Origin of the sequence: Pseudoalteromonas umbrosa (assembly GCF_030125375.1) — a bacterium.
Taxonomy (GTDB): Bacteria; Pseudomonadota; Gammaproteobacteria; order Enterobacterales; family Alteromonadaceae; genus Pseudoalteromonas; species Pseudoalteromonas umbrosa.
Genome location: NZ_JASJUU010000004.1, coordinates 51,460 through 78,368, shown reverse-complemented (window position 1 = coordinate 78,368; position 26,909 = coordinate 51,460). Strand labels below are relative to the sequence as shown.

General features: G+C 42.4%; 20 protein-coding genes and 1 tRNA gene. 8 read left to right on the top strand and 13 right to left on the bottom strand.

Going from position 1 to position 26,909, the window contains the following annotated elements; all coding sequences use genetic code 11:
* Positions 1-2: 2 nt before the first annotated feature.
* A complete protein-coding gene (locus QNM16_RS15240) occupies positions 3-641 on the top strand; it encodes an AhpA/YtjB family protein (RefSeq protein ID WP_284021311.1) in 639 nt (212 codons plus the stop codon).
* A gap of 56 nt (positions 642-697) precedes the next feature.
* On the opposite strand, the gene QNM16_RS15235 is transcribed toward QNM16_RS15240, so the two are convergent.
* From QNM16_RS15235 to prfC, 4 genes are all read right to left on the bottom strand, one after another.
* Positions 698-1,462, bottom strand: coding sequence for a TatD family hydrolase (locus tag QNM16_RS15235; RefSeq protein WP_284021310.1), 765 nt, complete (start codon positions 1,460-1,462; stop codon positions 698-700).
* Positions 1,463-2,104, bottom strand: a complete 642-nt coding sequence (gene pdxH / locus QNM16_RS15230) for a pyridoxamine 5'-phosphate oxidase (protein WP_284021309.1) — start codon at positions 2,102-2,104, stop codon at positions 1,463-1,465.
* 114 nt (positions 2,105-2,218) lie between these two features.
* Positions 2,219-3,961 carry an arginine--tRNA ligase gene (gene argS, locus QNM16_RS15225; protein WP_284021308.1) on the bottom strand — a complete coding sequence of 581 codons (1,743 nt, stop codon included), beginning with the start codon at positions 3,959-3,961 and terminating at the stop codon, positions 2,219-2,221.
* Positions 3,962-4,024: 63 nt separating this feature from the next.
* The gene (gene prfC / locus QNM16_RS15220) at positions 4,025-5,614 is read right to left on the bottom strand and encodes a peptide chain release factor 3 (RefSeq protein ID WP_063362491.1); all 1,590 of its coding nucleotides are present in this window, start codon (positions 5,612-5,614) and stop codon (positions 4,025-4,027) included.
* A 320-nt stretch (positions 5,615-5,934) separates the two neighbouring features.
* Between prfC and QNM16_RS15215 the strand changes: the two genes are divergently transcribed.
* Both QNM16_RS15215 and QNM16_RS15210 read left to right on the top strand, forming a co-directional pair.
* Positions 5,935-6,669: a thioesterase II family protein gene (locus QNM16_RS15215; protein WP_284021307.1), complete on the top strand. Its 735-nt coding sequence runs from the start codon at positions 5,935-5,937 to the stop codon at positions 6,667-6,669.
* A 229-nt stretch (positions 6,670-6,898) separates the two neighbouring features.
* Positions 6,899-8,227 carry a hypothetical protein gene (locus tag QNM16_RS15210; RefSeq protein WP_284021306.1) on the top strand — a complete coding sequence of 443 codons (1,329 nt, stop codon included), beginning with the start codon at positions 6,899-6,901 and terminating at the stop codon, positions 8,225-8,227.
* A gap of 3 nt (positions 8,228-8,230) precedes the next feature.
* On the opposite strand, the gene QNM16_RS15205 is transcribed toward QNM16_RS15210, so the two are convergent.
* Positions 8,231-8,806, bottom strand: coding sequence for a DUF6151 family protein (locus tag QNM16_RS15205; RefSeq protein ID WP_284021305.1), 576 nt, complete (start codon positions 8,804-8,806; stop codon positions 8,231-8,233).
* A gap of 150 nt (positions 8,807-8,956) precedes the next feature.
* Here QNM16_RS15205 and efpL point away from each other — a divergent pair, with 150 nt between their 5' ends.
* The 3 genes from efpL (at position 8,957) to QNM16_RS15190 (ending at position 15,361) form a co-directional block, all read left to right on the top strand.
* Positions 8,957-9,529 carry an elongation factor P-like protein EfpL gene (gene efpL, locus QNM16_RS15200; RefSeq protein ID WP_039612087.1) on the top strand — a complete coding sequence of 191 codons (573 nt, stop codon included), beginning with the start codon at positions 8,957-8,959 and terminating at the stop codon, positions 9,527-9,529.
* A gap of 184 nt (positions 9,530-9,713) precedes the next feature.
* Complete coding sequence (locus QNM16_RS15195) at positions 9,714-12,431, top strand: basic secretory protein-like protein (RefSeq protein WP_284021304.1); 2,718 nt, start codon at positions 9,714-9,716, stop codon at positions 12,429-12,431.
* A gap of 200 nt (positions 12,432-12,631) precedes the next feature.
* Positions 12,632-15,361 (top strand): ATP-binding protein, encoded by a 2,730-nt coding sequence (locus QNM16_RS15190; protein WP_284021303.1) that lies wholly within the window; start codon positions 12,632-12,634, stop codon positions 15,359-15,361.
* Positions 15,362-15,378: 17 nt separating this feature from the next.
* On the opposite strand, the gene rimI is transcribed toward QNM16_RS15190, so the two are convergent.
* The 5 genes from rimI to guaB all read right to left on the bottom strand — a co-directional run bounded on the left by rimI (position 15,379) and on the right by guaB (position 19,568).
* A complete protein-coding gene (rimI, locus tag QNM16_RS15185; protein WP_284021302.1) occupies positions 15,379-15,831 on the bottom strand; it encodes a ribosomal protein S18-alanine N-acetyltransferase in 453 nt (150 codons plus the stop codon).
* Positions 15,815-16,102: a hypothetical protein gene (locus QNM16_RS15180; RefSeq protein WP_284021301.1), complete on the bottom strand. Its 288-nt coding sequence runs from the start codon at positions 16,100-16,102 to the stop codon at positions 15,815-15,817. The genes rimI and QNM16_RS15180 overlap by 17 nt, the downstream gene beginning before the upstream one ends.
* Before the next feature lie 72 nt (positions 16,103-16,174).
* Positions 16,175-16,251 (bottom strand) — tRNA-Trp (locus QNM16_RS15175).
* A 146-nt stretch (positions 16,252-16,397) separates the two neighbouring features.
* Positions 16,398-17,972, bottom strand: a complete 1,575-nt coding sequence (gene guaA, locus QNM16_RS15170) for a glutamine-hydrolyzing GMP synthase (protein WP_284021300.1) — start codon at positions 17,970-17,972, stop codon at positions 16,398-16,400.
* Positions 17,973-18,098: 126 nt separating this feature from the next.
* Complete coding sequence (gene guaB, locus QNM16_RS15165; RefSeq protein WP_284021627.1) at positions 18,099-19,568, bottom strand: IMP dehydrogenase; 1,470 nt, start codon at positions 19,566-19,568, stop codon at positions 18,099-18,101.
* 133 nt (positions 19,569-19,701) lie between these two features.
* Here guaB and xseA point away from each other — a divergent pair, with 133 nt between their 5' ends.
* Positions 19,702-21,051 carry an exodeoxyribonuclease VII large subunit gene (gene xseA, locus QNM16_RS15160; protein ID WP_284021299.1) on the top strand — a complete coding sequence of 450 codons (1,350 nt, stop codon included), beginning with the start codon at positions 19,702-19,704 and terminating at the stop codon, positions 21,049-21,051.
* A gap of 1 nt (position 21,052) precedes the next feature.
* Here the strand turns inward: xseA and QNM16_RS15155 are convergent, their stop codons facing one another.
* From QNM16_RS15155 to QNM16_RS15145, 3 genes are all read right to left on the bottom strand, one after another.
* Entirely contained in the window at positions 21,053-21,727 is a 675-nt protein-coding gene (locus tag QNM16_RS15155) for a hypothetical protein (protein WP_284021298.1), read from the bottom strand.
* Between the two features lie 15 nt (positions 21,728-21,742).
* On the bottom strand, positions 21,743-22,564 hold the full coding sequence (cysE, locus tag QNM16_RS15150) for a serine O-acetyltransferase (RefSeq protein ID WP_284021297.1): 822 nt from the start codon (positions 22,562-22,564) through the stop codon (positions 21,743-21,745).
* Between the two features lie 207 nt (positions 22,565-22,771).
* Complete coding sequence (locus QNM16_RS15145; RefSeq protein ID WP_284021296.1) at positions 22,772-25,657, bottom strand: M16 family metallopeptidase; 2,886 nt, start codon at positions 25,655-25,657, stop codon at positions 22,772-22,774.
* 281 nt (positions 25,658-25,938) lie between these two features.
* On the opposite strand from QNM16_RS15145, the gene QNM16_RS15140 reads away from it, so the two are divergent.
* A complete protein-coding gene (locus tag QNM16_RS15140) occupies positions 25,939-26,895 on the top strand; it encodes a methylenetetrahydrofolate reductase (protein WP_284021295.1) in 957 nt (318 codons plus the stop codon).
* Positions 26,896-26,909 lie beyond the last annotated feature (14 nt).

The window sequence follows — 26,909 nt, the reverse complement described above, 5'->3', positions numbered from 1 at the left end:
CTATGAAAAATACGCAAGCAAACACCTTTTTACAGTCATCAAAAAGTAAACGATTACTGAGACTTATTATCGCGGCAGGCTGTTTGATTGCGCTGCTATGGATTGCAACCAATACCAGTTTTCGATCTCATCAGTTACTACACACCAATGCCAATCACACAGGCCAAAGCTTAATAAATCAGTTTGCATTAAATGTGATTGAACCGCTTACCAAGATGGATACCCCCAGACTCAGAGCACTAAGTAATCATCTTGCTAGCGATGAATATGTACTATCTGTGGCGGTATACAACCACAAGGGGCAATTTGTCATTGGTAATGATGGTCTCACCGAAGCACCTGTTATTGCTGGATTGCCAGATGGACTCGCAGGCATCAACCCAAGTAAAGATGCTATTGTCAGTCAAATTATAGATAATGAGCGCACGATTGGTTTTGTGAGTATTGAGTACCTGACTGACGCTGCGATGAGTGAGAGCCATAAGCACTTTCATCAGCTTGGCCGTATCGTGCTACTCATGCTCATTATTGTCGGAGTGTTTACTTGGCAAATAGGCAGAGCATTGACGCGACGTGATGTCAAAAAGCACATTAACATAAGTGCACAAGAGAATAAGACCGAAAAAGATATCAACGAATGATGGGGCGCTAGCAAAACTTACTCAATGCAGTAAAGGCTAGAGTAAACTTACAGACGTCAAAGCGAAAAAAGCTCTCTGGACGATTTATATAGAGCTTGCGCAATGACTTCTGGTGGTTCAACTCGCAACTGACATACCTGTTCAAAAATATCCACCAAACGCACTGGCACATTTATCTGTCCTTGAAACCCACAAACCGGCATTGATGGCGCATCGGTTTCTAATACAAAATTAGATAATGGCAAACAGCTAACGACATCACGGGTCTTTCTCGCACGTGCATAAGTGATCGTGCCACCAATACCCAGTTTAAATCCTAACTTAATATAATATTCAGCTTGCTGCTGCGAGCCAGAGAATGCATGGATCACACCACCAAATTGAGGGGCCACTTGCTTAAACGCTTGTGCAATTAAGTGATGGCTTTGGCGATGATGGACAATAATCGGTAAGCCTAATTGATTAGCCAACTTAATATGTTCTTTGAATAGTGTTTGTTGCATTGCCAAGTCATCGCAATGACTATCGATACCACACTCCCCAATAGCCACCAGTTTTTCTTTATGTTGCACTGCCAATGCAACCAACTGTGGCATGTCTTCTACACTTCGTTCAGTCAAAAAGTATGGGTGTAAGCCAAATGCAATATGACAACTTGGGTGTTGCTGTTGAAACGTCAGTAAACTTTCACTTTGCGCAAGTGTTATACCTGGCACCACAAACCGCTCAATGCCAGACGCTGAGGCATCTGACATATATTCCGTTAAGTTATCGGCAAGTTCGTCAAAGTCCAAGTGACAATGACTGTCTATAAAGCGCATTTACGGATTTAAACGCTCAATAGACCAGCTACCATCTGCTTGCTTCACATACATAAAGCGATCATGAAGGCGGTGCTCTCCACCTTGCCAAAACTCTATTTTATGTGGCACAACACAGTATCCGCCCCAAAAATCAGGTAAGGGAATATCGCCTTTAGAAAACTTACTTTTCATCCCTTCAAATGTTTGCATCAATGCCTGCCTTGATGACACTGGACGCGACTGCTGAGAAGCCCAAGCAGCTAGCTGGCTCTCTTTTGGGCGAGATAAAAAGTACTTTGCCACAGCTGCAGTGCTCAAAGGCTTAGCTTCACCATAAACAATCACTTGTCGCTCAATTGCATGCCAAGGGAAATGTAGAGAGATTTTATTATTCTCAGACAAATCTTGTGCTTTTTTTGAGCCCGTATTAGTAAAAAATACGAAGCCATTTTTATCTAGATTTTTGAGTAATACGATGCGCTGTGAAGGCTGACCATCTTTATCAACAGTCGCAACCACCATGGCTGTTGGATCTGCACTGAACTTGGCTTCAACCGCTTGCTTCAACCAAATCTCAAATTGCTCAATAGGGTCATCTTGCAAAGTTTCTCGACGCAGCCCACCTTGCACATATTCTCTGCGGATATCATCTAATTTCATCTTGGCGATTCCTTAGCATATTTCAACGACTTCTCTTTGCACTCAAAGGAAGTATTACATAAACAAAAAGCCGCCTAAAGTGGCGGCTTTTTCAACATCACACATAGATAAAGCTTACATTTGCTCCATCACTTCAATGCCTAGCAAATCTAGACCTGTGTGCAGTGTTTTTGCCACTAAATTACATAACATCAAGCGACTTTCTCTTGCTTGTTCTGTGACATCGTCTTTCAAAATAGGGCACGCCTCGTAGAAAGACATATATAAACTCGCAAGCTCGTATAAGTAACCACATAATACGTGTGGCGTCGCTTCATTGATCATTAAATCAAGCACTTCTTCCAGCTGCAACAACTTAAGCGCAAGTGCTTTTTCTTGCGGCTCTATGATAGCGATATTACCAGCCAAGGTTGCGCTATCCACATTTGCTTTACGGAAGATGCTCTTAACACGTGTATATGCATATTGAAGATATGGTGCTGTTGCGCCTTCAAAACTCAACATCGTATCCCAATTGAAGATATAATCACTGGTACGATGCTTTGATAAATCGGCATATTTAACCGCGCCAATACCTACTTTTCGGGCGATCTCCGCACGTGCTTCTTCTGACAGCTCAGAAGCACGCTCAGCAAGTTTATCCGATGCTCGGCCAACCGCTTCATCCAACAAATCTGAAAGCTTAATCGTACCACCTGTACGAGTTTTAAATGGTTTACCATCATCACCCATCATGGTACCAAACAGGCTTGGCTCATAGCTGGTTTTTTCTTTTAATAAACCTGCTTTACGCGCTGTGATCTCAACTTGGTTGAAGTGAAGACCCTGACGAGCATCTACAAAAATCAAGATACGGTCAACATCAAGCTCATTCGAACGGTAATCACACGCCGCTAAATCTGTTGTAGAGTATAAGAAACCACCACCTGATTTTTGTACGATGAATACTGATGGCTCACCATCTTTATTCGCTAATTCATCAAGGAATACTACTTGTGCACCTTGGTCTTCTACCGCAATGCCTTTTTCTTTGAGCAGTTCGATTACACCATTAAGACGCGCGTTATATGCACTCTCTGCTTTGATGTCTTCACGACCAAGGGTTACGTTCAGCTTTTGGTAAACTTCTTCAGAGTGTTTTACTGATGTATCGATGAATAACTGCCACAATTTTTCACAGTGCGCATCGCCACCTTGTAATTTTACAACATAGTCACGGGCTTTATCCGCAAAACCTTCTTCATCATCAAAGCGTTTTTTCGCATCACGATAAAAGCTCTCTAAATCAGCCAGTGCCACCGCCTCAAGATCAATACCTTGCTCAAGTAAATCTTCAAGGTGTGCGATAAGCATACCAAACTGAGTACCCCAGTCACCCATGTGATTTTGACGGATAACGTTATCACCACGGAATTCAAGGGCACGCACAACGGCATCACCAATGATGGTCGAACGCAGATGACCAACGTGCATTTCTTTTGCAAGGTTTGGCGATGAATAATCCACGACGACTTTATGTGGCGTCGCGTGTTCTGCTACACCAAGTTTTGCATCTTGGTTAGCTGATTCTAAGCTAGATGCTAAGAACTCAGGTTTTAGATGAATATTGATAAAACCTGGTCCTGCAATTTCAGTTTTTGCAGCAACATCGTCGATATCTAAGTTATCAATGATCTTCTGTGCAACTTCACGCGGATTCGTTTTTAATGCTTTTGCGGCACCCATTGCGCCATTGATTTGGTAATCACCAAATTGCGGACGAGTAGATTGTGTAACCGCTGGGTTTGTACCTTCTGGAATGCCCGCAGCTTGCATCGCTGCATTAGCTTTTTCAATTAATAGAGTTTTGATATTCATTTGTTATCCTGTGACCCTTGCCAGCCATCAAACCAGCAAGGTTAAATTCAATTTAAGCGCTTATTAGTGTTCACGTGTATGGTGGAACTTAACATCAGGATAGCGTTCCATTGATAAGTTTAAATTTACACGGCTAGGTGCAATGTAAGTCAAGTTATCACCACCATCAAGGGCCAAGTTTGCTTCGCACTTACGTTTGAATTCAGCCATCTTCTTATCGTCGTCACACGTCACCCAACGGGCTGTTTGTACCGCTACACTTTCGTAAATTGCATCTACGTTATATTCAGCTTTTAGACGCGCTACAACCACATCAAACTGAAGCACACCGACGGCACCTACGATTAAGCTGTTATTTTGTAGTGGTCTAAATACCTGTACAGCACCTTCTTCTGACAGCTGTACTAAGCCTTTTAGCAACTGCTTTTGCTTCAGCGGATCTTTTAAACGAATACTACGGAATAATTCTGGCGCGAAATTTGGTATACCACTGAATTTCAGCTTCTCACCTTGCGTGAAGGTATCACCTATTTGAATTGTGCCGTGATTATGCAAGCCAATGATGTCTCCAGCGTATGCCTCTTGAGCACGCTCACGATCACCCGCCATAAAGGTTACCGCGTCAGAGATACTGACTTTTTTACCAATACGTACATGGTCCATCTTCATACCTTGAGTATATTTACCCGATACAATACGCATAAAGGCAATACGGTCACGGTGTTTAGGGTCCATATTCGCTTGAATTTTGAATACAAAGCCTGAGAACTTTTCTTCTTCAGCTTTTACTTCACGCTCTTCAGTTTGACGCGGCATTGGCGTCGGCGCCCACTCTGTTAAACCATCAAGCATATGGTCAACACCAAAATTACCTAATGCTGTACCAAAGTAAACGGGTGTTAGCTCACCCGATAAAAATAACTCATGATCAAACTCATTTGATGCACCGATCACCAACTCTAGCTCTTCACGTAGCTGTTCAGCTAACTCATCTCCAATTTCGGCATCTAGATCTGGATTGTCTAAACCCTTAATGATGCGTTTTTCTTGGATGGTATGACCTTGCCCCGTTGCATATAAAATCGTTTCATCACGATGAATGTGGTAAACGCCTTTAAATTCTTTACCACAGCCGATTGGCCAAGTGATAGGTGCACACATGATATTCAGTTCTGTTTCGACTTCGTCCATCACTTCCATTGGGTCACGGATATCACGGTCAAGTTTGTTCATGAAAGTCACGATTGGCGTGTCACGTAAGCGAGTAACTTCCATTAATTTACGTGTTCTATCCTCAACACCTTTTGCCGCATCGATCACCATTAGACATGAGTCAACTGCAGTCAGTGTACGATAAGTATCTTCAGAGAAGTCTTCGTGTCCTGGGGTATCTAGTAGGTTTACCAATGCATCATTATACGGGAACTGCATCACTGAGGTTGTTACCGAGATACCACGCTCTTTTTCCATTTCCATCCAGTCAGATTTTGCGTGCTGGTTTGAACCACGACCTTTTACCGTACCGGCTTTTTGTAACGCCTTTCCGAATAAAAGTACTTTCTCTGTAATGGTGGTTTTACCCGCATCCGGGTGAGAAATAATGGCAAAAGTACGGCGAAGCGATACTTCTTGCTGGATACTGTTGTTTGACATTGAAAACTCTACTTTTGGCTTATCTGAGTGTATCTATTAGCTGCTGACACTCGACTGTGAACACATATCCGCATATTGTCTCTGATCCTGACTATTTTAACAACTTATCGGCGTATAAATTGCCGATAATCTGTGTCACATTTACACAAAAAACTCTAGATGCTCTGTTTTAAGCAAAATTCGGTTGCATTGTGAAGTTACATATCCGCTAGTAGCCTAGCGTCATATTTAAATTATTAATACATGACAAAAACCCCACTATACAAATGTGCTCAAATTGCTAGGATAAGCGCCATCAACAAATAATAAAAATATGACTAATGACAAAACTCTTTTTAATTCCGAAACCTAACCCACATGCAACCCTGCGATTATTTTGTTTTCCATATGCAGGCGGCGCACCTAATATCTTTATGCCATGGCTTAATAAACTGCCAAACAATGTTGAGCTTGTTTTGATACAACTTCCAGGGCGCGGCGCACGCTTAATGGAAGCTCCCCACAATAAAATGAGTTCAATTATTGACGAGCTAATGCTACACAGTAGTTTTATCACGCAAAAGCCTAATGTATTTTTCGGCCATAGCTTGGGAAGTAGAGTGGCTTATGAGCTCGCTCTAACGTTACAGAAAAATAATCTAGCACTGCCGCAGAAATTAATTGCATCAGGTAGTCGAGCGCCTCACTTAGAAAATCATAAGACGCCTATCTATCATCTACCGGAATCCGAATTCATCACTAAACTACGAGAACTCAACGGTACTCCTAAAGAAGTGTTAGACAATGCGGAACTCATGGAGCTATTTTTACCCCTACTACGTGCTGATTTTGAAATTGCCGATTGTTATCAGACCGAAAAGCATCCTCTACCGGTTCCTATCGATGTCTTTTTCGGCCATGAGGATATTGATGTAACACCACCTATGATTAACGCTTGGCAGGCGCTATCAGCTTTACCGATTACTCAACATGCATTCAATGGCGACCACTTCTTCATTAACTCCCACAGTGAACAAGTGATCAAAGCAGTATCTAAATTACTAAATTCGCTTTAGCATGAGGCTCTACTGAGCCTTTTATCACTCCATTGAGTTCGCGCTCAGCCAAGATTTACACTAACTTTCCTCAGTAGTCATAGACATAGGTACAAATTAACATTTACTATATAATAATAGGTTAACATTCCACCTATACTTGTAATCGTATATATAAATATAAAGACTGATTGCTAGGTATGACAGCAAAGGTCTGAGCCGTTTCATTCAGAGAAAAAGGAAGGCAGAAGTGAGAAATGTATTGATGTTACCTATGCTGATACTCGCCCTAAGTGGTTGCAAAAGCTTAGTGGAGAAAGGGCATAACCTGTTTCAAGCAGGTATGTATACGCAATCAGCAGAATACTATGAACAAGCACTACAAGAAGACCCTCACGATATTGAAGCGCAAAAAGGTCTGCTCCAAGCACGTAATAAGATTTTAGATAAAGGCTTAATCGATGTTCGCATGCTAAGGTTAGGTGGCAACCCAACTGGTGCAGTCATTAAATTAGAATCTTTATTACGCAATCAAATTGCTTGGCAAATTGAACCATTTGGGCCTATCGCTAACACGCAAAATGAAGAAATCGATTATGCCACATTGTGGTTAAAGCAGCGCGCTCAACAACTTAGTAAGTCTCGATTTCCTGATCAATTTCGCTACTTTGAACATAAGTATGCTTTTTTAATCAGTAATGCTCAATTACACAGCCAGTTCAAACCATATCATGCAGCATTGCAAAATAAAGCGCATGCTCAATGTGCACGCATGTCGACTAAAACGAACAATGAACGCTTTTATTTGCGCCAGTTCACAGAAAAATATTGTATGGCATGGGATCTACCACAAGAGTTCACCACAATCACTCAAGATCCAACTCGTTACTCAAGTATAAAGCTTACACCTCGCTTCAAGGTGAACTTGCATCCCACCAGCAGGCAGTCTAATTCACTCAAAACCGCTTCATCAGAATTAAAACAAATATTTCGAGAAAGTCTGTGGTATAACCCTGTCGGTAAAAACGAATTTAAACTCAAATTTAACGCAAGCTTAGAGCATACTAGAAAAGCAAAGCTTGTTAATCGACACACTCACTTCACACTCGTTGAAGAAAAGCAAAGTAAAACCAACCCGTCTGATACGCTAGATGTTGAAGTGAAAAAAGCATTTCGATATCCCGTCACCGAGTTCACTGAACAATTTAGCGTCAATGCACAGTATGAAGGCGTCATTGCACAACAACACATTGAGTTTCGTGTCGATGATAGTCAGACACATTATACACAGAGTCATCAAACGAACTTCCCTCAGTTGAAAATCAAGCCCATAAAAGCATCCTTTTTAGATGTAGAAAGTAAACTTGATAAACAATTAAGTACATTGCAACAAGATTTTAAAGCTCAGTTAGATCGCGTTTGGATTGACACCCATTGCAATGGTTTAATCGGTGCACAACAAGGAGAATATATCTTACGCTGCGGTAAAATCACCCCCAATAATGAATTCGTAAACAGTTGGTTTAAAAAACAATTTGGACTGAGCTATCAAGAGATGGCGACGTTATACGCACTATAGCCCCTATTCTGTTTTATCGACAAGGCAATAAGGTTCTACCAGAGGTTTGCCTTGTCGATAAAAAGGCGATGGTGAATTTTTTCTCAGCAGTCGCCAAAGCACAAGTTTCAATACCAAATTGGCCACCACCCGATTATGTGACCAAGGCCCTTTGATTTCTGCTGGAATCTCTGCACTTGCAAATTTGCAAAAGACGCTACCTGAGGGCAGGCCAACTACTTCATCTAAATCTTCTTCAATACAACTGTGCAATAGCCCAACCAATGGCCAATGCGCGTTCATGGTATTACCCAGAGGGCTATTGCAGCATTTTGCAAACCAACGATGCACGCCCTGTCGCGTGACGGTAAGGCAAGCTATTTCTTCAATGCCATGTGTGAATATAAGCTGTGACGCGCTCACTTGAAACACATCTGAACCGCCATATTCATTGAGAATATTTTGCTTCGCTAAGTGTTTCACAAAGGCTTGGCAATCATCACAGTAACAAACCACGCGATTGTGAAAAAGCCGATTGCCACATGATACAACACCGCGCACTTTTCCACATTGGCATTTAACATTCACACACTTTTCCATCGTATTCTCCATCTGGATTAGGCTCGTTCATATTGCTGCTTTGCATGCACTCTAACAGTGCTTTACAACACAATAAAATGCAAGTGGCGCTTGGCCTAGAGTCAGCTTCATGCTAGTTTGCTGCAAAACAAAATAAATTTGGGAATTACTATGCCAAAGGCCAGTGAAATAAAGAAACATGCAGCGATTGAATACAATGGCCGCGTTATGATTGTACGTGATATTGAGCGCTCAGTACCACAGGGCCGCGCAGGTGGTAGTCTTTACCGCATGCGCATGTACGATGTTGTCAACAATGGTAAAGTGGACGAGACGTTTAAAGCAGAAGAAATGCTTAAGCTAGCTGATTTAACACGTCGCCCTGCGATGTTTTCATATATCGATGGTGAAGAGTATGTATTTATGGATGAGGAAGACTACACCCCTTATCACCTAAATAAAGAAGCAATTTCAGAACAGGTTTTATTTATCAATGAAGATACTAAAGGTCTATCTGTTGTGGTTGTTGAAGGCAGCCCAGTATCGGTTGACTTACCTTCCAGCGTAGAGCTTGTGATTGAAGAAACTGCACCATCAATTAAAGGTGCATCTGCTAGTGCGCGTACAAAGCCGGCAACACTTACAACAGGCCTAATCGTCCAAGTGCCTGAGCACATTTCAACAGGCGATAAAATCAAAATCAACACGACTGAAGTTAAATTCATGAGTCGTGCAGATAGCTAATTTTATCTGTCGAAATAAACAAGCCGGTTATTCCGGCTTTTTTATTGTCTTTGTAACTTAACCTCCTACTTTTTTCTGTTTTATCTCTTCTTTAGTGTAATTAATGCTTTGAATTGATGTTATTTTGTGCCAATAATAAATGGAACGTTCCAAAAAATAACAATCAAGAGAATGGGAGTTAATCATGAAAAGGTTTGCACTTTGTGCTTTAGCACTTGCTATCCAATCTGTATCTATACACGCGCACACAGGCCATACACATTCACCGTCACACACAAATGAAATCAACGAATGGCAAGATAAAAACAACTACAAAAAAGGCCAGCGAGTCACGCACCAAGGTGCAATTTATCAAGCAAACTGGTGGTCTGAGGGCGATTCGCCCGCCATTAATACTTCAGGGGCATGGCAGTTTGTACAATTCATCAATCATGAAAATAATACCCCAAACCCTTGGTTGCATGCGCAGGTATACACCAAAGGTCACATCGTTGCCTATAAGGGCGAGTTATTTGAAGCTAAATGGTGGACATTGAATGAAGTCCCAGATGTAAGCCAAGTCTGGGCTAAAGTTGCCCATAATAAAAAGAACGATCCAATTTCACAAATGAGCCTAATTAGCAATAACATAGTACTCAGTGAACAAAAAATAGAGTCTCCTGCAGGAGAAGCTATCAGTAATGCCTTTGATGGCGATCCCCGCACTAAATACGTCACACTCAAACCACAGGGGTGGCTGCAAGTCTCTTTAACACAGCCACAGAGTTTGGCGAAATATCAACTCACATCCGCAAACGACGCTCCGGGGAGAGATCCACACACATGGACGCTGAAAGGTTCTAACGATGGCGAAAACTGGCATGTCATCGATACACAGTCCGAGCAATCTTTCAGTAAGCGTTTCGAGCAAAAAACCTATCATTTAAATACGGTAAAGCCTTATCAACATTATCGCTTTGATATGACTCACAAAGGCACGGATGATTGGGGTTATGATTTACTACAAATTGCTGAAATTGATTTATTTACCAACACGCAACTACCTATTGCTGGTATTGCTAGCGATGCAAGCACAGTGTTTATAGGTGAAGCATTGACGCTGAAAGACACCAGTCTCAATAAACCAAATAGCTTTGAGTGGCGGTTTGAGCAAGGCACACCAACAACCAGTTTAGCTAAGGACCCACAAGTCACCTTTAATACGCCAGGTGTAAAAACAGTAGAATTAGTCACATATAATTGGCATGGCCAAAGTGACACGGCGAGTCACAAAGTAAAAGTGGTTGACCCCGTAAATCCTTGGCACGGATTTGCTTATCCTGAAATTAAATTTGCCCACGAAGATACGCAAAGTGAAGGCTATAAACGTATTAATAGGCTATTCCCTAATCTAGAAAAAACCATCAATGACGTTACGTTACAAGTAAATCAATATTTATATAAGCACTATGGTGAATCACCTGAATTTGACTCAGTAACATTTAGTCTTAAGTGGATGGATACCCTTGCTTACCGAGCTGGCTCTGGCCGAAATATGGAAATTGCGTTCAGTACCAAATATATTACGGAATCTTTAGCCAACGCCAGCGATGAAGAAGTTATTTACGAATTGCTCGGTGTATTCTGGCATGAGCTTGTTCACGGCTATCAACACTTTCCAACAGGCGCAATGGCCGATGGAAATGAAACTCACGCCATCGTTGAAGGCATTGCTGATCTCGTTCGGATCAGAGCTGGTTTCCACGCTACACGCAGCCCTTCACCGTCTAAAAACTGGCTAGGTGGTTACACCAATACTGGGTTCTTTTTATCATGGGTTCAAGACAATTATGATGATGATTTTACTTATAAGATCAACCAAATGGTGCTAACGAGTCAACGTGAAGGTTGGGAGTGGACATTAGAAGAAGCATTTAAACGCATCTTAAATCAAGATATTAATACCCTGTGGCAGAAGTACCAAGCAACACTGGGCGCTGCACCTGAAGCCCCCGCAATCCCTGAAGATCAAATTAGTTTAGTCAGTTTAGGCACAGATATAAGTGCCTCAGCACAGCCTGCAGACCCTATCTATGATATTGCAAAAGCAATCGATGGCGACCGTTATACTAAATACCTGACGATAAATAATCAGTCTGAGGTAACATTTTCTACCCATGGCGCAGGAAAACTTAAATCTTATAGACTCACTGTCGGCGATAATCAACCAAGCAGAGATCCAAGTGCATGGACGCTATTGGGCTCACAAGATGGAGTCACATGGCATGAAGTGGATAGTCAATCTAATCAGGTATTTAATCAAAGGTTAGAAACTCGAGAATTTGCAGTCGACCAAGTGCCAAGTTACCAATACTTTCGATTCAACTTCATGAACAGTGGTCAACAAAGCAATGGTGATTCAGTGTTTCAAATCGCTGAAATCGACTTGTTAGCCGATAGAGCTACGGCAACTTTACCTGTCGTTTTAGAAAACTTTGCTTTACTAGGTGGTGAACTGAGCGCAGAGCATGAAGGGTTTAGTCAATGGGGCGAAGGTTATCAGAGCGCATTTGATGGTAATTATAAAAACAAGTATGTTGCACTAACAGACAAAGGGTGGCTACAATTTATTGCCGACCAACCTCGTATTCTCAGTGCATATAGCATAACCAGTGGAAACGACGCTCCAGAACGAGACCCGTCAAGCTGGACGCTTCATGGATCAAATGACGGCATCCATTGGCATACTTTGGATACACGTCAATCTGAACAATTTACTGAACGTACTCAAACTCGCACTTTTCGTATTGAAAACACCACTGCGTTTACCCATTACCGTATTGACTTAACGCATACTGCTACTGACAATAATGGTAATAACTTACTTCAGCTATCAGAAATAGGCTTTTTTAGCGCTAAGTAAATAAATTAAGGCAAGGTTTTTTACCTTGCCTTCAAGCTTTGCCAACCCCTGCACTGCCACCGTACTTTTAATTTAAACCCAAACATCACCCGACACAGCGCAAAAACTTGAGAAATCAGGCAAGCCATCATATGATCCAATATTGCACAATGAATGGATAAATTGACGGACTTTTAAAGAATATATGGATATCGGGAAAGATGAAAACCAGTAAGCTCAGTATCAGGTTACTTTGGTATATCACACCGCTAGTGATTTTGCCTTTGCTGTTCTTAGGTGGCTTTACGCTCACCAATGTAACTAGCTCTACTCAAAAACAAGCAAAACTCATTGTTAGCCGTTTTGTTGAACAACAACAGCAAAAAATGTTCAACTACATGGAAATATATCAATCAACCACAAAACTGCTTTCCACATCTCCAGTACTCAGTGATTATCTACTCTCTCCACCCGATAAAGAACCGCTTCAAAAAAAGCGCTTGGGTACACTTCTTACATCATCTGATGAACACAAACTAAAAACAAAACGTTTAGGTGCACTTATGGATGTCTTTGCTAGTTACAGTGAAGCCTATCCAGATATACTTAGTATCAATCTTGTCGATGCCGATGGTAAAAGCCATGCTTTCTATTCAAGTAATTTAAGCTTTGCGCCAGATGATTACCCTTTTTTTGATCAAGTTCTAAAAAGCAACTTAAGACAACAACAGTATATGCTGCCAGCCAAAGAAGGCGGAACACAACTCTACTTTGTGCAACAGATTTATAGCGTCAACTTTCACCTAAAAAGGCCTCAACGTCAGGGCTATATTATTGTCCGAGTCGCTCCCTCAATTATCAGTAGTAGCATACTTGAAGCCCCCTACGACAATACATTAAACCTATTAGTCTCCACACAGGGCGAAGTACTTTTCTCTTCTGATGAGCAGTTTACATCGAGTTATCTATCTGATGAGGAGATGGCCCAGATAAGCTCATTGGCAGATAGGGGGAAATTAGACTCAGTCGTACTTCCCTCGGTAGATGGGCTAAAGCGTATGACCTATAGCGCGCAGCTCAGCGGCGGTTATTATTATATTTCTACTATTCCCAAAAGCATTCTCTATCAATCTGGTAAAGCGATCAGCTTGATCACAGCTTTGATTGTTATTCTCTCCGTGGTGACTTTACCTGTACTCATCTTTATCGTAGTACGTAATCTACTACTTACGCCAATTGAGCTACTTGGGGAGGCCAGCCATCGTGTCGGTGACGGAGACTTATCAGTATCCTTGCCAGCCCATGACGACGACGAAGTAGGCACCTTGTTTGATGATTTCAATCACATGGTAAAGCAGATCCGTGATTTCCAAGGCGAACTGGAAGACTATAAGCTTCACCTTGAAGAAAAGGTAGAAAGCCGTACCCGAGCACTAGAAGAAATGAACAGCCAGCTCGAAGTCGCAATCACAGAAGCTGAGCAAGCAAACCAGCTTAAAAGTCGCTTTTTAGCCAATATGAGCCACGAAATCCGTACTCCATTAACTGCAATCATGGGTTTTACTGAACAACTGCTACACAATCCTGGCGCTAAAAATGCAGATTTACACCTAGACACTATTTTACGAAATTCAAAGCACTTACTTGAACTTATCAACAATATTCTTGATTTATCTAAAATTGAAGCCGAAAAACTTGCAGTTGAAAAAAATAGAATTGAGTTCCTACCTTTAATAAAAGATATTGAGTCTATTATTCAGCCTCTCGCTGACGAAAAAAATCTTGAGCTTAACCTTGATTACACATTCCCATTGCCAAAAGTGCTCAACAGCGACGAGACACGCCTAAAACAGATTTTGCTTAACATTGCCAGTAACGCCGTCAAATTTACTGAGCAGGGTTTTATCTCTATTAATATTGATTTTAACACTCAGCATGATCAGTTTATCTTTACTATCAGAGACACTGGTATTGGTATGTCTAAAAGTGAGATGGAACGGGTGTTTAAACCTTTTGAGCAGGCTGATACCACTACCACAAGACGGTTTGGCGGCACAGGACTTGGTTTGTGTATTTCCAAAAACCTCGCTCAGCTACTTGGTGGAGATGTACAAGTCAGCAGTGAGCAAGGCAATGGTAGTACATTTACTGTTACCATTTCTGCAAACCATGCAGGTCACGACACTGAGTGGATTGAGTGTGATACCCACACCCATAGCCAAGCCAGCAGCTCACAAAAGCTCGCCGAGACTCAGCTAGAGGCGACAATACTCTTAGCTGAAGATAACAAAGATAACCAAGAATTGATCTCTTTACTATTAAGCTCTTGGGGGCTCAAACCCGATATTGCCAATAACGGCGCAGAGGCTGTCGAGATGTCCCTCATCAATGATTACGACTTGATCCTGATGGATATGCAAATGCCAGTAATGGGAGGCTTAGAGGCAACAGAAATGCTTAGACATGCAGCTTATGACGGACCTATTGTCGCACTGACAGCAAACATCATGAAGCATGATATTGACACCTACTTGGCAGCAGGGTGCAATGCCACTCTTGGTAAACCAATTGATAGAGAGAAACTAGGTGCGGTGTTACTCGAGTTTTTAGAGCTCGCCAGCGAAAATGCCTCTAAGTGGAATAACCTGCTCAAAAGCGAAAAGTTCTTGCAGATAAGCCAGAACTATCTAGAAAAGCTGCCTGAGCAACTCGATCTTGTAGAGGCTCTTTATGAAAACCAAGAGTGGGAATCTCTGCGTGCCCTAGCACACAGCTTGAAAGGTAGTGCGGGCTGCTTTGGCTTTAGTAACATCCACAGTGCAGCTGGAGATCTGGAGATTAGTTTGCAAGGTAATAACAAAGCACAGTGGCAATACACCACACTGCAGCTTACACAAGCAATACAATACACACTAGACAATGAAGATGTTCAACTACAAGCCGCTCGTTAAGCTTGCTTGTCGCTTCTTCACTGTGTGAACTGTAGCCCCATTAAAATAGCATCTTCTTTACCGTTTTGAGTCGGGTAGTAGTTTTTTCTTCTACCCATCACATGCAGACCCGCCTTTTCATACAAAGCAATCGCTGGTGTATTCGATGCTCTAACTTCAAGAAATAAGTTTTCCGCCTGCTCATCTCGACACCAAGCGATCAAGGCATGCATTAACTCAGTTGCAATTCCTTGGCCTTGGCTATTTGGATGTACACAGATATTCATCAAAGTATAATCAGGGCCCGCTCGCTCAGCGATAAAGTACCCAATCAACCCCTGCTCACTATCGCGACACATATTAAAGTAGCGTCCACCAATGCATGAGACGAGTGTTTTTTCGCTCCACGGATGGCTGTGGCACGCATTCTCAATCTCCATGACCTTATCTAACGGAAACTCTCCGAGTGCGTCTTTATGCTGATATTGCATGAGATATCACCTGCCATAGATGTTGCTTTTGCTGGGCATTCAATATGTCACTAGGCAGTGTCAGTGTACTGCCATTTAAGGCGATTGAATCACCTAGCACCACCACTAAGTCAGTACAGTTTAAAGCAAGACAAATATCTTCTGTCAATTGCGCTGTCAGCTGCAAATTGATTGGGGCATTTGACTCATCTTGCGAAGCAACTTGCGTATCATAGCGAGCTTTGAGCTTGAGTGGTGTTAAACCAAGTAATTGAGCATGTATCGGATGCATGATGAAAACACTTTTTATACTGATTTTAAATGGTAGTAGTAAAAGATTCAATTACGTGGGAAAAGTAAGAAGTGGCAGGGGCGGCAGGACTCGAACCCGCAACCATCGGTTTTGGAGACCGCTGTTCTACCAATTGGAACTACGCCCCTGCAATGTCGACGCATTATAAAGAGCTTTTAGAAAAGGTAAAGAGGAAAAATGCATTTTTTTGTTTGTTTGCGTCTTTTATAAACAAAAAGGCGAATATTTATTATATTCGCCTTTTTTTCATTCAATTAGCTTGTGCTAATTATCATTATTCCCACTCGATGGTCGCAGGTGGTTTACCTGAGATATCGTAAACAACACGAGAAATTCCATCAATTTCATTAATGATACGGTTTGATACCAGACCTAGGAAGTCATATGGTAAATGTGACCAACGCGCCGTCATAAAGTCGATGGTTTCTACACAACGTAATGATACAACCCAGTCGTACTTACGTGCATCACCCATTACGCCTACAGATTTAACTGGAAGGAATACAGTGAATGCTTGAGATACTTTGTGGTAGATGTCTGCTTTATGAAGCTCTTCAATGAAGATAGCATCTGCACGACGAAGTAAATCACAGTATTCTTTCTTGATTTCACCAAGTACACGTACACCTAGACCTGGACCTGGGAATGGGTGACGGTATAGCATGTCATAAGGTAAACCAAGCTCTAAACCAATCTTACGTACTTCATCTTTAAACAGCTCGCGAAGTGGCTCTACTAGACCCATTTCCATATCATCAGGCAGACCGCCTACGTTATGGTGAGATTTAATCACGTGCGCCTTACCTGTTTTAGACGCCGCTGATTCGATTACGTCTGGGTAAATTGTACCTTGCGCTAGCCATTTAGCATTTTTCAACTTTTTAGATTCAGCATCGAATACGTCAATGAACGTATGACCAATTGCTTTACGCTTGTCTTCAGGATCAGAAAGACCAGCCAAGTCATTTAGGAACTGATCTTCAGCATCTACTTTGATGATATTCAAACCGAACTTATCACCAAACATTTCCATTACTTGCTGACCTTCGTTTAAACGAAGTAAACCGTTATCAACGAATACACACGTTAGCTTCTTACCAATCGCACGGTGGATTAGCATAGCCACAACCGATGAATCAACACCACCAGATAGTCCTAAGATAACTTCGTCATCACCGACTTTCTCTTTGATACGCTCAACCGCATCTTCAATGATCTGCGAAGGTGTCCAAAGCTTCTCACAGCCACAGATATCAATCGCAAAACGCTCTAACAAACGAGTACCTTGCTGCGTGTGTGTTACTTCTGGGTGGAATTGCACACCGTAGAAACGTTTTTCTTCCCAAGACATTGCCGCGTGTGGACACGTATCCGTTTTCGCACTTGTTACAAATGTGTCAGGGATTTCAACCACTTTATCACCGTGACTCATCCATACGTCCAGTTGACCAATGCCATCTTCGATGTGATCTTCAATCGCTTCGAATAGTGCACAGTTACCGACTTTTTCAACTTTTGCGTAACCAAATTCTTTCTTATCAGAGCTATGTACTTTACCACCTAGCTGCATCGCCATTGTTTGCATGCCGTAACATACACCAAGTACAGGTACGCCTGCCTCAAACACATATTCAGGTGCTCTTGGGCTATTTTCTTCTGTGGTTGACTCTGGACCACCAGACAGGATGATACCCTGAGGGTTGAATTCACGGATCTGCTCTTCCGTTACATCCCACGCCCAAAGTTCACAGTAAACGCCAATCTCACGTACACGACGTGCAATTAACTGCGTGTATTGAGAACCGAAGTCTAAGATCAAAATACGGGAATCATGGATGTCTTTGCTCATTGAAAATCTCGTTAGTTAGGAAACGATAAAATTAGTAAAGCACAGCTAACCTGCTTTACCAGAATTAAAAAGGGCTAGCTGCTGCTAGCCCTGACAATTTTGCGGGCTCAACGCACGTTGGCCGACTTAACCTAAGCGATAGTTAGGCGCTTCTTTGGTGATTTGTACATCGTGTACGTGAGACTCACCCATACCTGCTGATGTAACACGTACAAACTCAGGTTTGATGTTCAGCTCAGCGATTGTTGCACAACCTGTTAAGCCCATTGCACTGCGAATACCACCAATTTGCTGGTGAATAATCGCAGCAATTGGGCCCTTGTATGCAACGCGGCCTTCAATGCCTTCTGGCACAAGCTTGTCTGCTTGGTTGCTCTTCTGGAAGTAACGATCTGAAGAACCTTCTTTTTGGTTCATAGCACCTAGAGAACCCATACCACGGTAAGACTTGTAGTAACGGCCTTGATACAATTCAACTTCACCCGGTGACTCTTCGGTACCAGCAAGCATTGAACCAACCATGACGCACGCTGCACCAGCAACAAGCGCTTTAACAATGTCACCTGAATAGCGAATACCACCATCGGCGATGACTGGAATATCACGCTCTTTTAGTGCTTCAACAGCATCTGAAATAGCTGTGATTTGTGGTACACCGCATCCTGTAACAATACGTGTTGTACAAATTGAACCAGGGCCAATACCTACTTTAACGGCATCTGCACCAGCATCTGCAAGGGCAAGAGCACCTGCGCCTGTTGCAACGTTACCCGCAACAATTTGTAACTCTGGGTAAGCTGCACGCGTTGCTTTAACGCGGTCAATTACACCTTGAGAGTGACCATGAGATGTATCAATCAATAAGATGTCCACACCTGCTTCAACCAATGCAGCGATACGCTCATCAGTACCAGCACCAACGCCCACAGCAGCACCAACACGTAAACGACCTTGTGCGTCTTTACATGCGTTCGGCTTTTCTTGAGCTTTTTGATAGTCTTTAACAGTGATCATGCCTTTCAGTGCAAATGCATCATCAACCACTAAGATTTTCTCGATGCGGTGTTCGTGCATCAGGCCAAGGATCTCTTCACGACCCGCGCCTTCTTTTACAGTCACTAGGTCTGCTTGTTTTGTCATCACTGACGAAACAGGCTTGTCTAACTGAGTTTCAAAACGCATATCACGACTTGTCACAATGCCTTCTAACTGGTTATCAGCACCCACTACTGGGAAGCCTGAAAACCCTTTTTCTTCAGCAAGGGCAATTGTTTCAGCAATTGTTTTGTCAGCTGTCACTGTAACCGGGAAAGTAACAATACCAGCTTCGTAAGTTTTCACTTTACGAACATTGTCGGCTTGCTCTTCGATGGTCATGTTTTTGTGAATAAAGCCAATGCCGCCTTCTTGCGCTAAGGCAATCGCTAAGCGTGCTTCAGTAACTGTGTCCATTGACGCAGAAACAAGTGGCAGATTAAGCTCGATATCGCGTGTCAGACGAGTTTTAAGACTCGCTGTGTGCGGTAGAACAGTTGAATGAGCGGGTACTAATAGTACGTCGTCAAAAGTAAGGGCTTCTTTTGCAATTCTTAGCATGTGTGCGGCTTCTCTCAAGTGAATTCTGAGTATAAGGAATTGCGTGCGCATTTTATCAGCGTTCCTTATGTGAGTAAACAAAATTTAGCAAAAAATGTGCTAAAGTGTCTGTGAATTTTTTATGGAGCTCGGTATGTCGTTGCCACAAAACAACAAAGTTTATACAGTTTCGCGTCTAAATCGCGAAATTCGCAGTTTATTAGAACAAGGTTTCGCTTCTCTTGAGTTGACGGGTGAAATTTCAAACTTTGTCGCCCCCGCTTCTGGCCATTGGTACTTTTCTCTCAAAGATGAAAAAGCACAAATTAAGGCGGCCATGTGGCGAGGCAATAACCGATATTGTAAATATCGCCCTGAAAATGGCGCACAAGTACAAGTCAAAGCCCGTGTCTCAGTGTATGAACCCCGTGGTGATTATCAGCTTATCGTCGAACAGATGGCTCCTGCAGGTGAAGGCTTACTGAAACAACAATTTGAAGCGCTACAGATGCAGCTCGCTGCTGAAGGACTCTTTAATAGTTTCCATAAAAAACCGCTTCCGCAACAAATCAATCGAGTTGGGGTTGTAACCTCAGCAACCGGCGCTGCCATCAAAGATATTTTGTCTGTGCTAAAACGCCGAGCTCCTCAATTAGAAGTCACCATCTACCCCACACTCGTACAGGGAAAAGATGCTGGAGTGCAAATCGCAGAAAAGATTGCATTGGCAGATAAGCGTAATGAAGTCGATATATTGATAGTGGGTCGCGGAGGTGGTTCGCTAGAGGACCTGTGGTGCTTTAACGAAGAAGTCGTCGCCCGTGCTATTTTTGCCTGTAACCTCCCTGTCATCAGTGCTGTAGGCCACGAAATAGACACCACCATCAGTGACTATGTCGCTGATTTACGTGCCCCTACCCCCTCAGCAGCCGCAGAGTTAGTGAGCCCTGATAGTAATGAACTGATAAGTTATGTAAAAGATAGAAAGCAGCGCCTAACAAATGCGTTAAAACGCAAGCTATATGATGAACAACAACATATTGCACGGCTACAACAGCGATTAAGCCTGCAGCATCCTCAGAACCAATTAATGCAACAAGTGCAGCGCGTCGATGAATTGCAGCAACGTTTGATCCGAGCATGGCAATATCAGCAACAAAAATACCATCACAAAGTGAATGTGCTTGAGCATACACTACTAAAATTCCACCCTGAAAAGCGCTTGAATGAAGCCAAAGCAAAGGTACAGAGATTGGAATCAGCCTTGCACAATACTATGAAACAGCAGCAAAGCCGCCAAAAAAACCAGCTGGCGCTACTTGCTGCTAGACTTGACAGTGTCAGCCCTCTGACAGTGCTATCTCGAGGTTACAGTATTACTCAAAAAGGCAAACATGTGCTCAGTTCGGTATCAGAGGTCAAAACCGGCGACGCGCTTATTACACAGCTCGCAGATGGGCAACTACATACTAAAGTCACTGCAATTAAAGAAAAAGACGAGTAAGTTAGTACTCACTTCTTAATTGTTCACTGGTTTTTAAACTCAGGTGTATCTGCATGACGCCTTGGTTTTGCACAGCGGTCACCGTTTTAAACTGCTTCATCCAAGGCATGTTAAGTAGAGCTTTGTGAAGCTGCTGCCACCTTGGTGAAGAGTTATGTGATTGCGAGGCAAAGTTGAGCTGACAAATATGTAGCTTGCATTCGACAGATAGCATATCTATATCATCATGCAGACTCGCCTCATATAAAAAATCTTCCGCAAATAGCTCCACTTCAGAGGCCCATACTTCATCGCGCCGCTGGTGTGCGAATATATTTTTCAATTGATTTGGAACATTATAGCTTGAAGATGAAGATTCACTGGGGTTGGATAACTGCGCTTTCAAGCGCGTATTTTCTTGCTCTAATTGCTGAATGAGTTGAACCAGCTGTGCGTATTGTGTGGTTTGATTTAAAGCAGCTAACTCATTACTGTACGTATCTTGTGGTGGAGCCGCAGAGATAGCTTGTTCTAACAGATGTTCTTCAGCCTCTTCGCGTGTGCCCTCATTTAATCGAGACGCTTTCTCCGGTAGTGCGTCTCCAGAGCCCAAATCAGTTTGACGTATCTCATAAACACCACAAGTTAATAAAATACCTGCAGCAAACGCATATACCAAAGAACTCTTGGAGCGCATCAGACCAAGCGCAACTTAAAGCATGGCGCTTGTATGGGAGTCGTTAATTCGACTAATCGCATCATCTAAGAAGTTTTGATCCATGCTCTCTGCAGGACATGGGCAATTTGGTTTACCGACCACTTTGGCAGGTACACCCACTACCGTGGTATGCGGTGCAACAGCTTTCAATACTACCGAGCCTGCGCCAATGCGCGCCCCTTCCCCGACTTCAATGTTACCAAGCACTTTTACACCCGCACCAATCAATACGCCAGCGCGGATCTTAGGGTGACGATCACCTTGCTCATTACCCGTACCACCAAGCGTAACTGACTGCAGTATGGATACATTGTCTTCAATCACCGCGGTTTCACCAATGACTATACCAGTCGCATGGTCAAGCATAATACCATGGCCGACTTTACAAGCAGGATGGATGTCAACGCCAAAAACTTCAGAGGTGCGACTTTGGATAAAGCGGGCGAGCTCTTTGCGCTGTTGTCGCCACAGACAATATGCGAGACGGTGTGCTTGTAATGCATGGAAACCCTTCAAGTTTAATATCACGTTAAGATAACTATCGGCAGCAGGGTCTCGATCTTTAACAGCTTTTATATCATAAGCAACATGGGTAAGCATTCGGTCACAATCGACAAACGCCTGATCAAACAATTCTCGAATGGTAAATGCAGAAACGACAGCATCTGAGAGCTTATTTGCCACAATAAAACTCAACGCTGCACCTAAGCATTCATGATTGAGCACACTTGAGTAGACGTGACTGGCGAGTAAAGGCTCTCTTTGCACAAGCTCTTGGGCTTCTTCTCTCAATTGTTGCCAAATTTCGTGTCTCATAATTTCCACATGCCTATCATTTACTGTCGTTACTTATCTTAGCGCGCATCACCCTTTGATAGCACTAGCCAGACTCAAATTTCTAGTTATTAATTATAACTTAAGGTTCCTATAATGGTGTTTTTTTTACGCGCGTGCAACTTAATGCCAATCAATAAAAACGCCTCGCATAAGCGAGGCGTTTACACTTTCATACGGCTTGAAGTTTTATTTAAACAAATCCTGCGCTTGTATGACTTCAATGTTGCTGGCTGGTACAGACAGTTTATAACTCTCTACTATCTTGTCTTCATCAAGTAAAGCCTGTGGCTTGCTGACATTGTACTTCAGTGGTGACACCTGCTCGCTAGCAAGACGCTGCTTCATGTCTTCACCGTCACCTGTCACAAACACATAGTGCATATTCTCAGTTTGAAGATTCTCACGGATCACACGGTTGACATCCTCTAAGCTCAAACTCGCTAGCTGTGAACGCACTAGGCTGACAAATTCATCGGTGTTATAGAATTGGCTATCCAATGCATAACCAAGTTGTCTATCCTGACTCGCCACCAGCTGCGGTACATAGTTGTTTAAGAAATTACGCGTTGCTTCAAAGTCTTTTTCACTCATCCCTTGCTTAATCATCTTATCAAGCTCATAAACCGCGACACGAGTGGCAAAATGCGCGTCATTATTTGAGCGCAGTGGACGTAACCACACTTGGAAGATCTGCTCAGAGCGACCTAAGTTCGCATCAGGCATAGTTTGGTACATACCGCGTGGGAAGTATTCTATGTAAGCATAATCACCATAGTTCATACCTCGAGTTTGACGAATTCGGTCAAATAGGAAAGCGCCTGAATTACGGTGTTCACCAAAATATGAACGTACTAACCATAGCGCTGTCCAGTCTTTACTGCTGCGCACCGTATCAATTGGGAAACCAAATGACACAGCAGTTGATTTAGCACTTTTCTCAACTACAGTCGCATGAATACCCTCTAGTACAGGCGCATCAGCAACATTTAAACGCTTTTCTTCACCTTTTGGTAAACGTGTTAAGTCTTGTATCAATTGCGCTTTCAAATCGTCATTTAACGCGCCTGTTAAACCTAGATTTAGCTTCGCCTGAGTGAACTGACTGTGATAGAAATCCTTCACATCTTGCAATGTGAGCGCTTCTAAATCTGACAAGTCACCTAAATTGAGACTTTCATACGTATGACCTTGATATAACTTATGATAAAGCACCTCTTTACCCAGCTCTTCATCATTGGACGACTTTAAGTCTGAATTAATATTATCAATCAGCTCTTTTTTCAAGCGGCTAAAGTCATCTTCTCTAAAACCTGGATTGAGTAGTTGCTCACCTACTAATGCATACCACTGCTGTGCATTATCTTTATGCACACGGCCGCGCAGTGCGATCATCTCTTTATCTACTTGATGGGCAAAGCTACCTGCTAGCGGGTACATGGCTTTTTGGATTTCTTTATATGACTTGGTTGCACTACCACCTTTAGCAAGCATTGCTGCGGTCAAAGCAGCAACCCCTTTTTTCCCTACCGGATCAGCAGCCGCGCCTGTGTAAAATAACCAGTTCACATCAACTAACGGTGAATTAGAGGTTTTATCCAGTACTGTAAAGTATTGTTCTGTAGGCTGGTTTAGATCAGCCGCCAGTGCGTCAAGTTCCACTTCTTTATCAAAACCAGCGATCTCAGCTTTTGCTGACATGGTGACGGTATTGCGTCCAGAATCAACAAAGTATTTGTTTGCGATAAGGCGAATATCTTCTGGGGTGACAGTGTCTGCCGTTGCATACATTTGGTTGATAACTTCAGGGTCACGTTCAAAATGTACGTAGCTTGCGAGCATAGATGCAATTGCTTTTGATGAGTCTAAATCATTAGCAAAGCTATAACGCTTGTTTGATTTAAGCGCTGCAAGCTTGCCTTCATCTACCAATTCCGTACGTGCTGTTGCATAAGTGCGATTAATTGCGTCACGCACGGTCACAAGGTCTTTTTCGTCTTCAACTTTAACGAACACATGTAAAAGGCCAGGGTCTTTTGTTTCTGCATTATAGGTAATCAATTGTGTCGCTATTTGCTTATCCACGACCAACTCTTGATATAACTTGGAGTTTTCTGAGAAATACAGCTCGGAAATTAAGTCTACCGCAGCGCGATCTTTTTCCGTTGGCTGCCAAGCAGGACCTTTGTAAGAAACTAGTAACCAGTGACCCGGTTGGCCCTCATTGACGACATGCTGGTATTTTGCTGCTTGCTGTTTTGGCTCGACTGGGATCTCTGCTTGATATTCACCACGCTGCCACTCACCCCAGTGCTTTTTCACCATATTAATCGTGGCTTGTGGCTCCACATCACCCACGATGATGATGGTCGCATATTCAGGCTTATAAAAGCGCTCGAAGAATAAATCCGCATAGGCCATTTGATCTGGCATTGCCTCTATATCTTCAAAAAAGCCCATCGTAGTATGTTTATAGGTGTGCTCATCAAATGCCTTTTCACGTACAGCACCTAATAATTTACGAAGTGGATTGGCATTATTTTTAAGATATTCACCTTTTACGGTCAGCGCCTCAGTACGGAATTGCTCTTCGCTGAAATGTAAATTTTGGAAAATATCAGACTGGATCTCTAATACTTTTTCTAAATGTTCTTTAGAAAAACTCAAATAATAATTGGTGTAGTCGTTGGTTGTATAAGCGCGGTTATCAACCCCTGAATTTTTGATGATGTCTTTGTAGATTGCTTCAGGATATTTTTTAGATCCTTTAAACATCATATGTTCAAAGAAGTGTGCGAAACCTGTTTTGCCATCTTCGATTTCATTGCGCGAACCAACTGACACTGGGATCTGTAAAGATACGACATCTGGATAATCAGTCTTAACCACCATCACACGAAGCCCATTATCGAGCTCTTCCAATACATAGTCTTGAGAAAATACTTTATTTTCAGCTGCATTGACCACAGCCGCAGCATTGTTTTGTAGACTATTGGTGTTATTTGCGTTATTTGCAGCACAACCACTCAGTGCCAAGGTAACAGCAAGGCTGGTCGCCAAAAGCTTAAATTTCATATGTGTCCCTAAATTTTCATTTTGTCTCTGTATGCCTGTGCAAAGCACAGGTTTATTCCCTGATTATGCCTCAAAGAAAGGAAAAATCTCATATATCTCGATAAATGATGAAAAAAACTTACCTCGGATAACATTAAAAATTTGCATCATAATTTTCTTTAAATTCAGTCCTTATGAAAAAAAATCATATTTAATGAAGTAAATTCAATAAAAAAATCTATCTAGACGTCTAAATGGCTGCTATATTTAACCTACTATGATGAATGAGCGGGAATGAGGACATGGCTTTAACGCTACAAGAGAAAATACTAGACCCTAACCAAGGGGTATATTTGATTGGTACAACCCCACCTAAGCTAGGCACGGACAGTGAACAGCTCCAAACAATTGCCACTAAGCTTTTGAATCGATTGCATGAGATTGAGTACGATGGGGTTGTTATTTACGATATTCAAGACGAAAGTAGCCGCACACAAGTACCAAGACCCTTTCCATTTAAACAAACTGTCGATCCTTGTGAGTACAGTAAATTAGTACGTGATTTATCTAATCTAGACGTCATCACTTATAAAAGCGTCGCACAGCGAGACCGAGAAGAGTTCACTCAATGGTTGCATAAAACGAAACAAGATTTTGGCTTAAACAACCTTGTATTAGTGGGCAGTCCCTCTTCAACAGGTGACATAAAATTAGGTTTACCTGAGGCTTATCAGACTTTACGTGAACACACACAAGATTTTTTCTTGGGTGGTGTAACTATCGCAGAGCGTCATGCAAACAAGCGAAATGAACATGAGAGGCTCATCGATAAAACCACTAAAGGCTGCGAGTACTTCATATCTCAGGCCGTTTATGATGCACAAGCAACGATTGATTTATTAACCAGTTATGCACGTACTTGTCGTCAGCAAGGTAATGAACCCAAACGCATTATTTTGACCTTCACGCCCTGTGGTGGACAAAAAACGTTAGAGTTTATGCAGTGGTTAGGTATCTCAGTGCCAGAAGCAACTAAATGGCGCATGCTGGATGCTGACAATACACTCAATGAATCAATAAAAATTTGCCGTGAGAATTTAGATTTGATTTTACGAAGTTGCGCGCACTTAGATATTCCGCTTGGACTAAACATAGAGAGTTTAACTAACCGTAAAGAAGAAATTGACGCCTCTATCAATTTGTATCGCCTACTCAAAGCAACCATGGAATTAAAGTTAGCTGAAAAGCAAATAGCTTAATTATTTCAGCACAT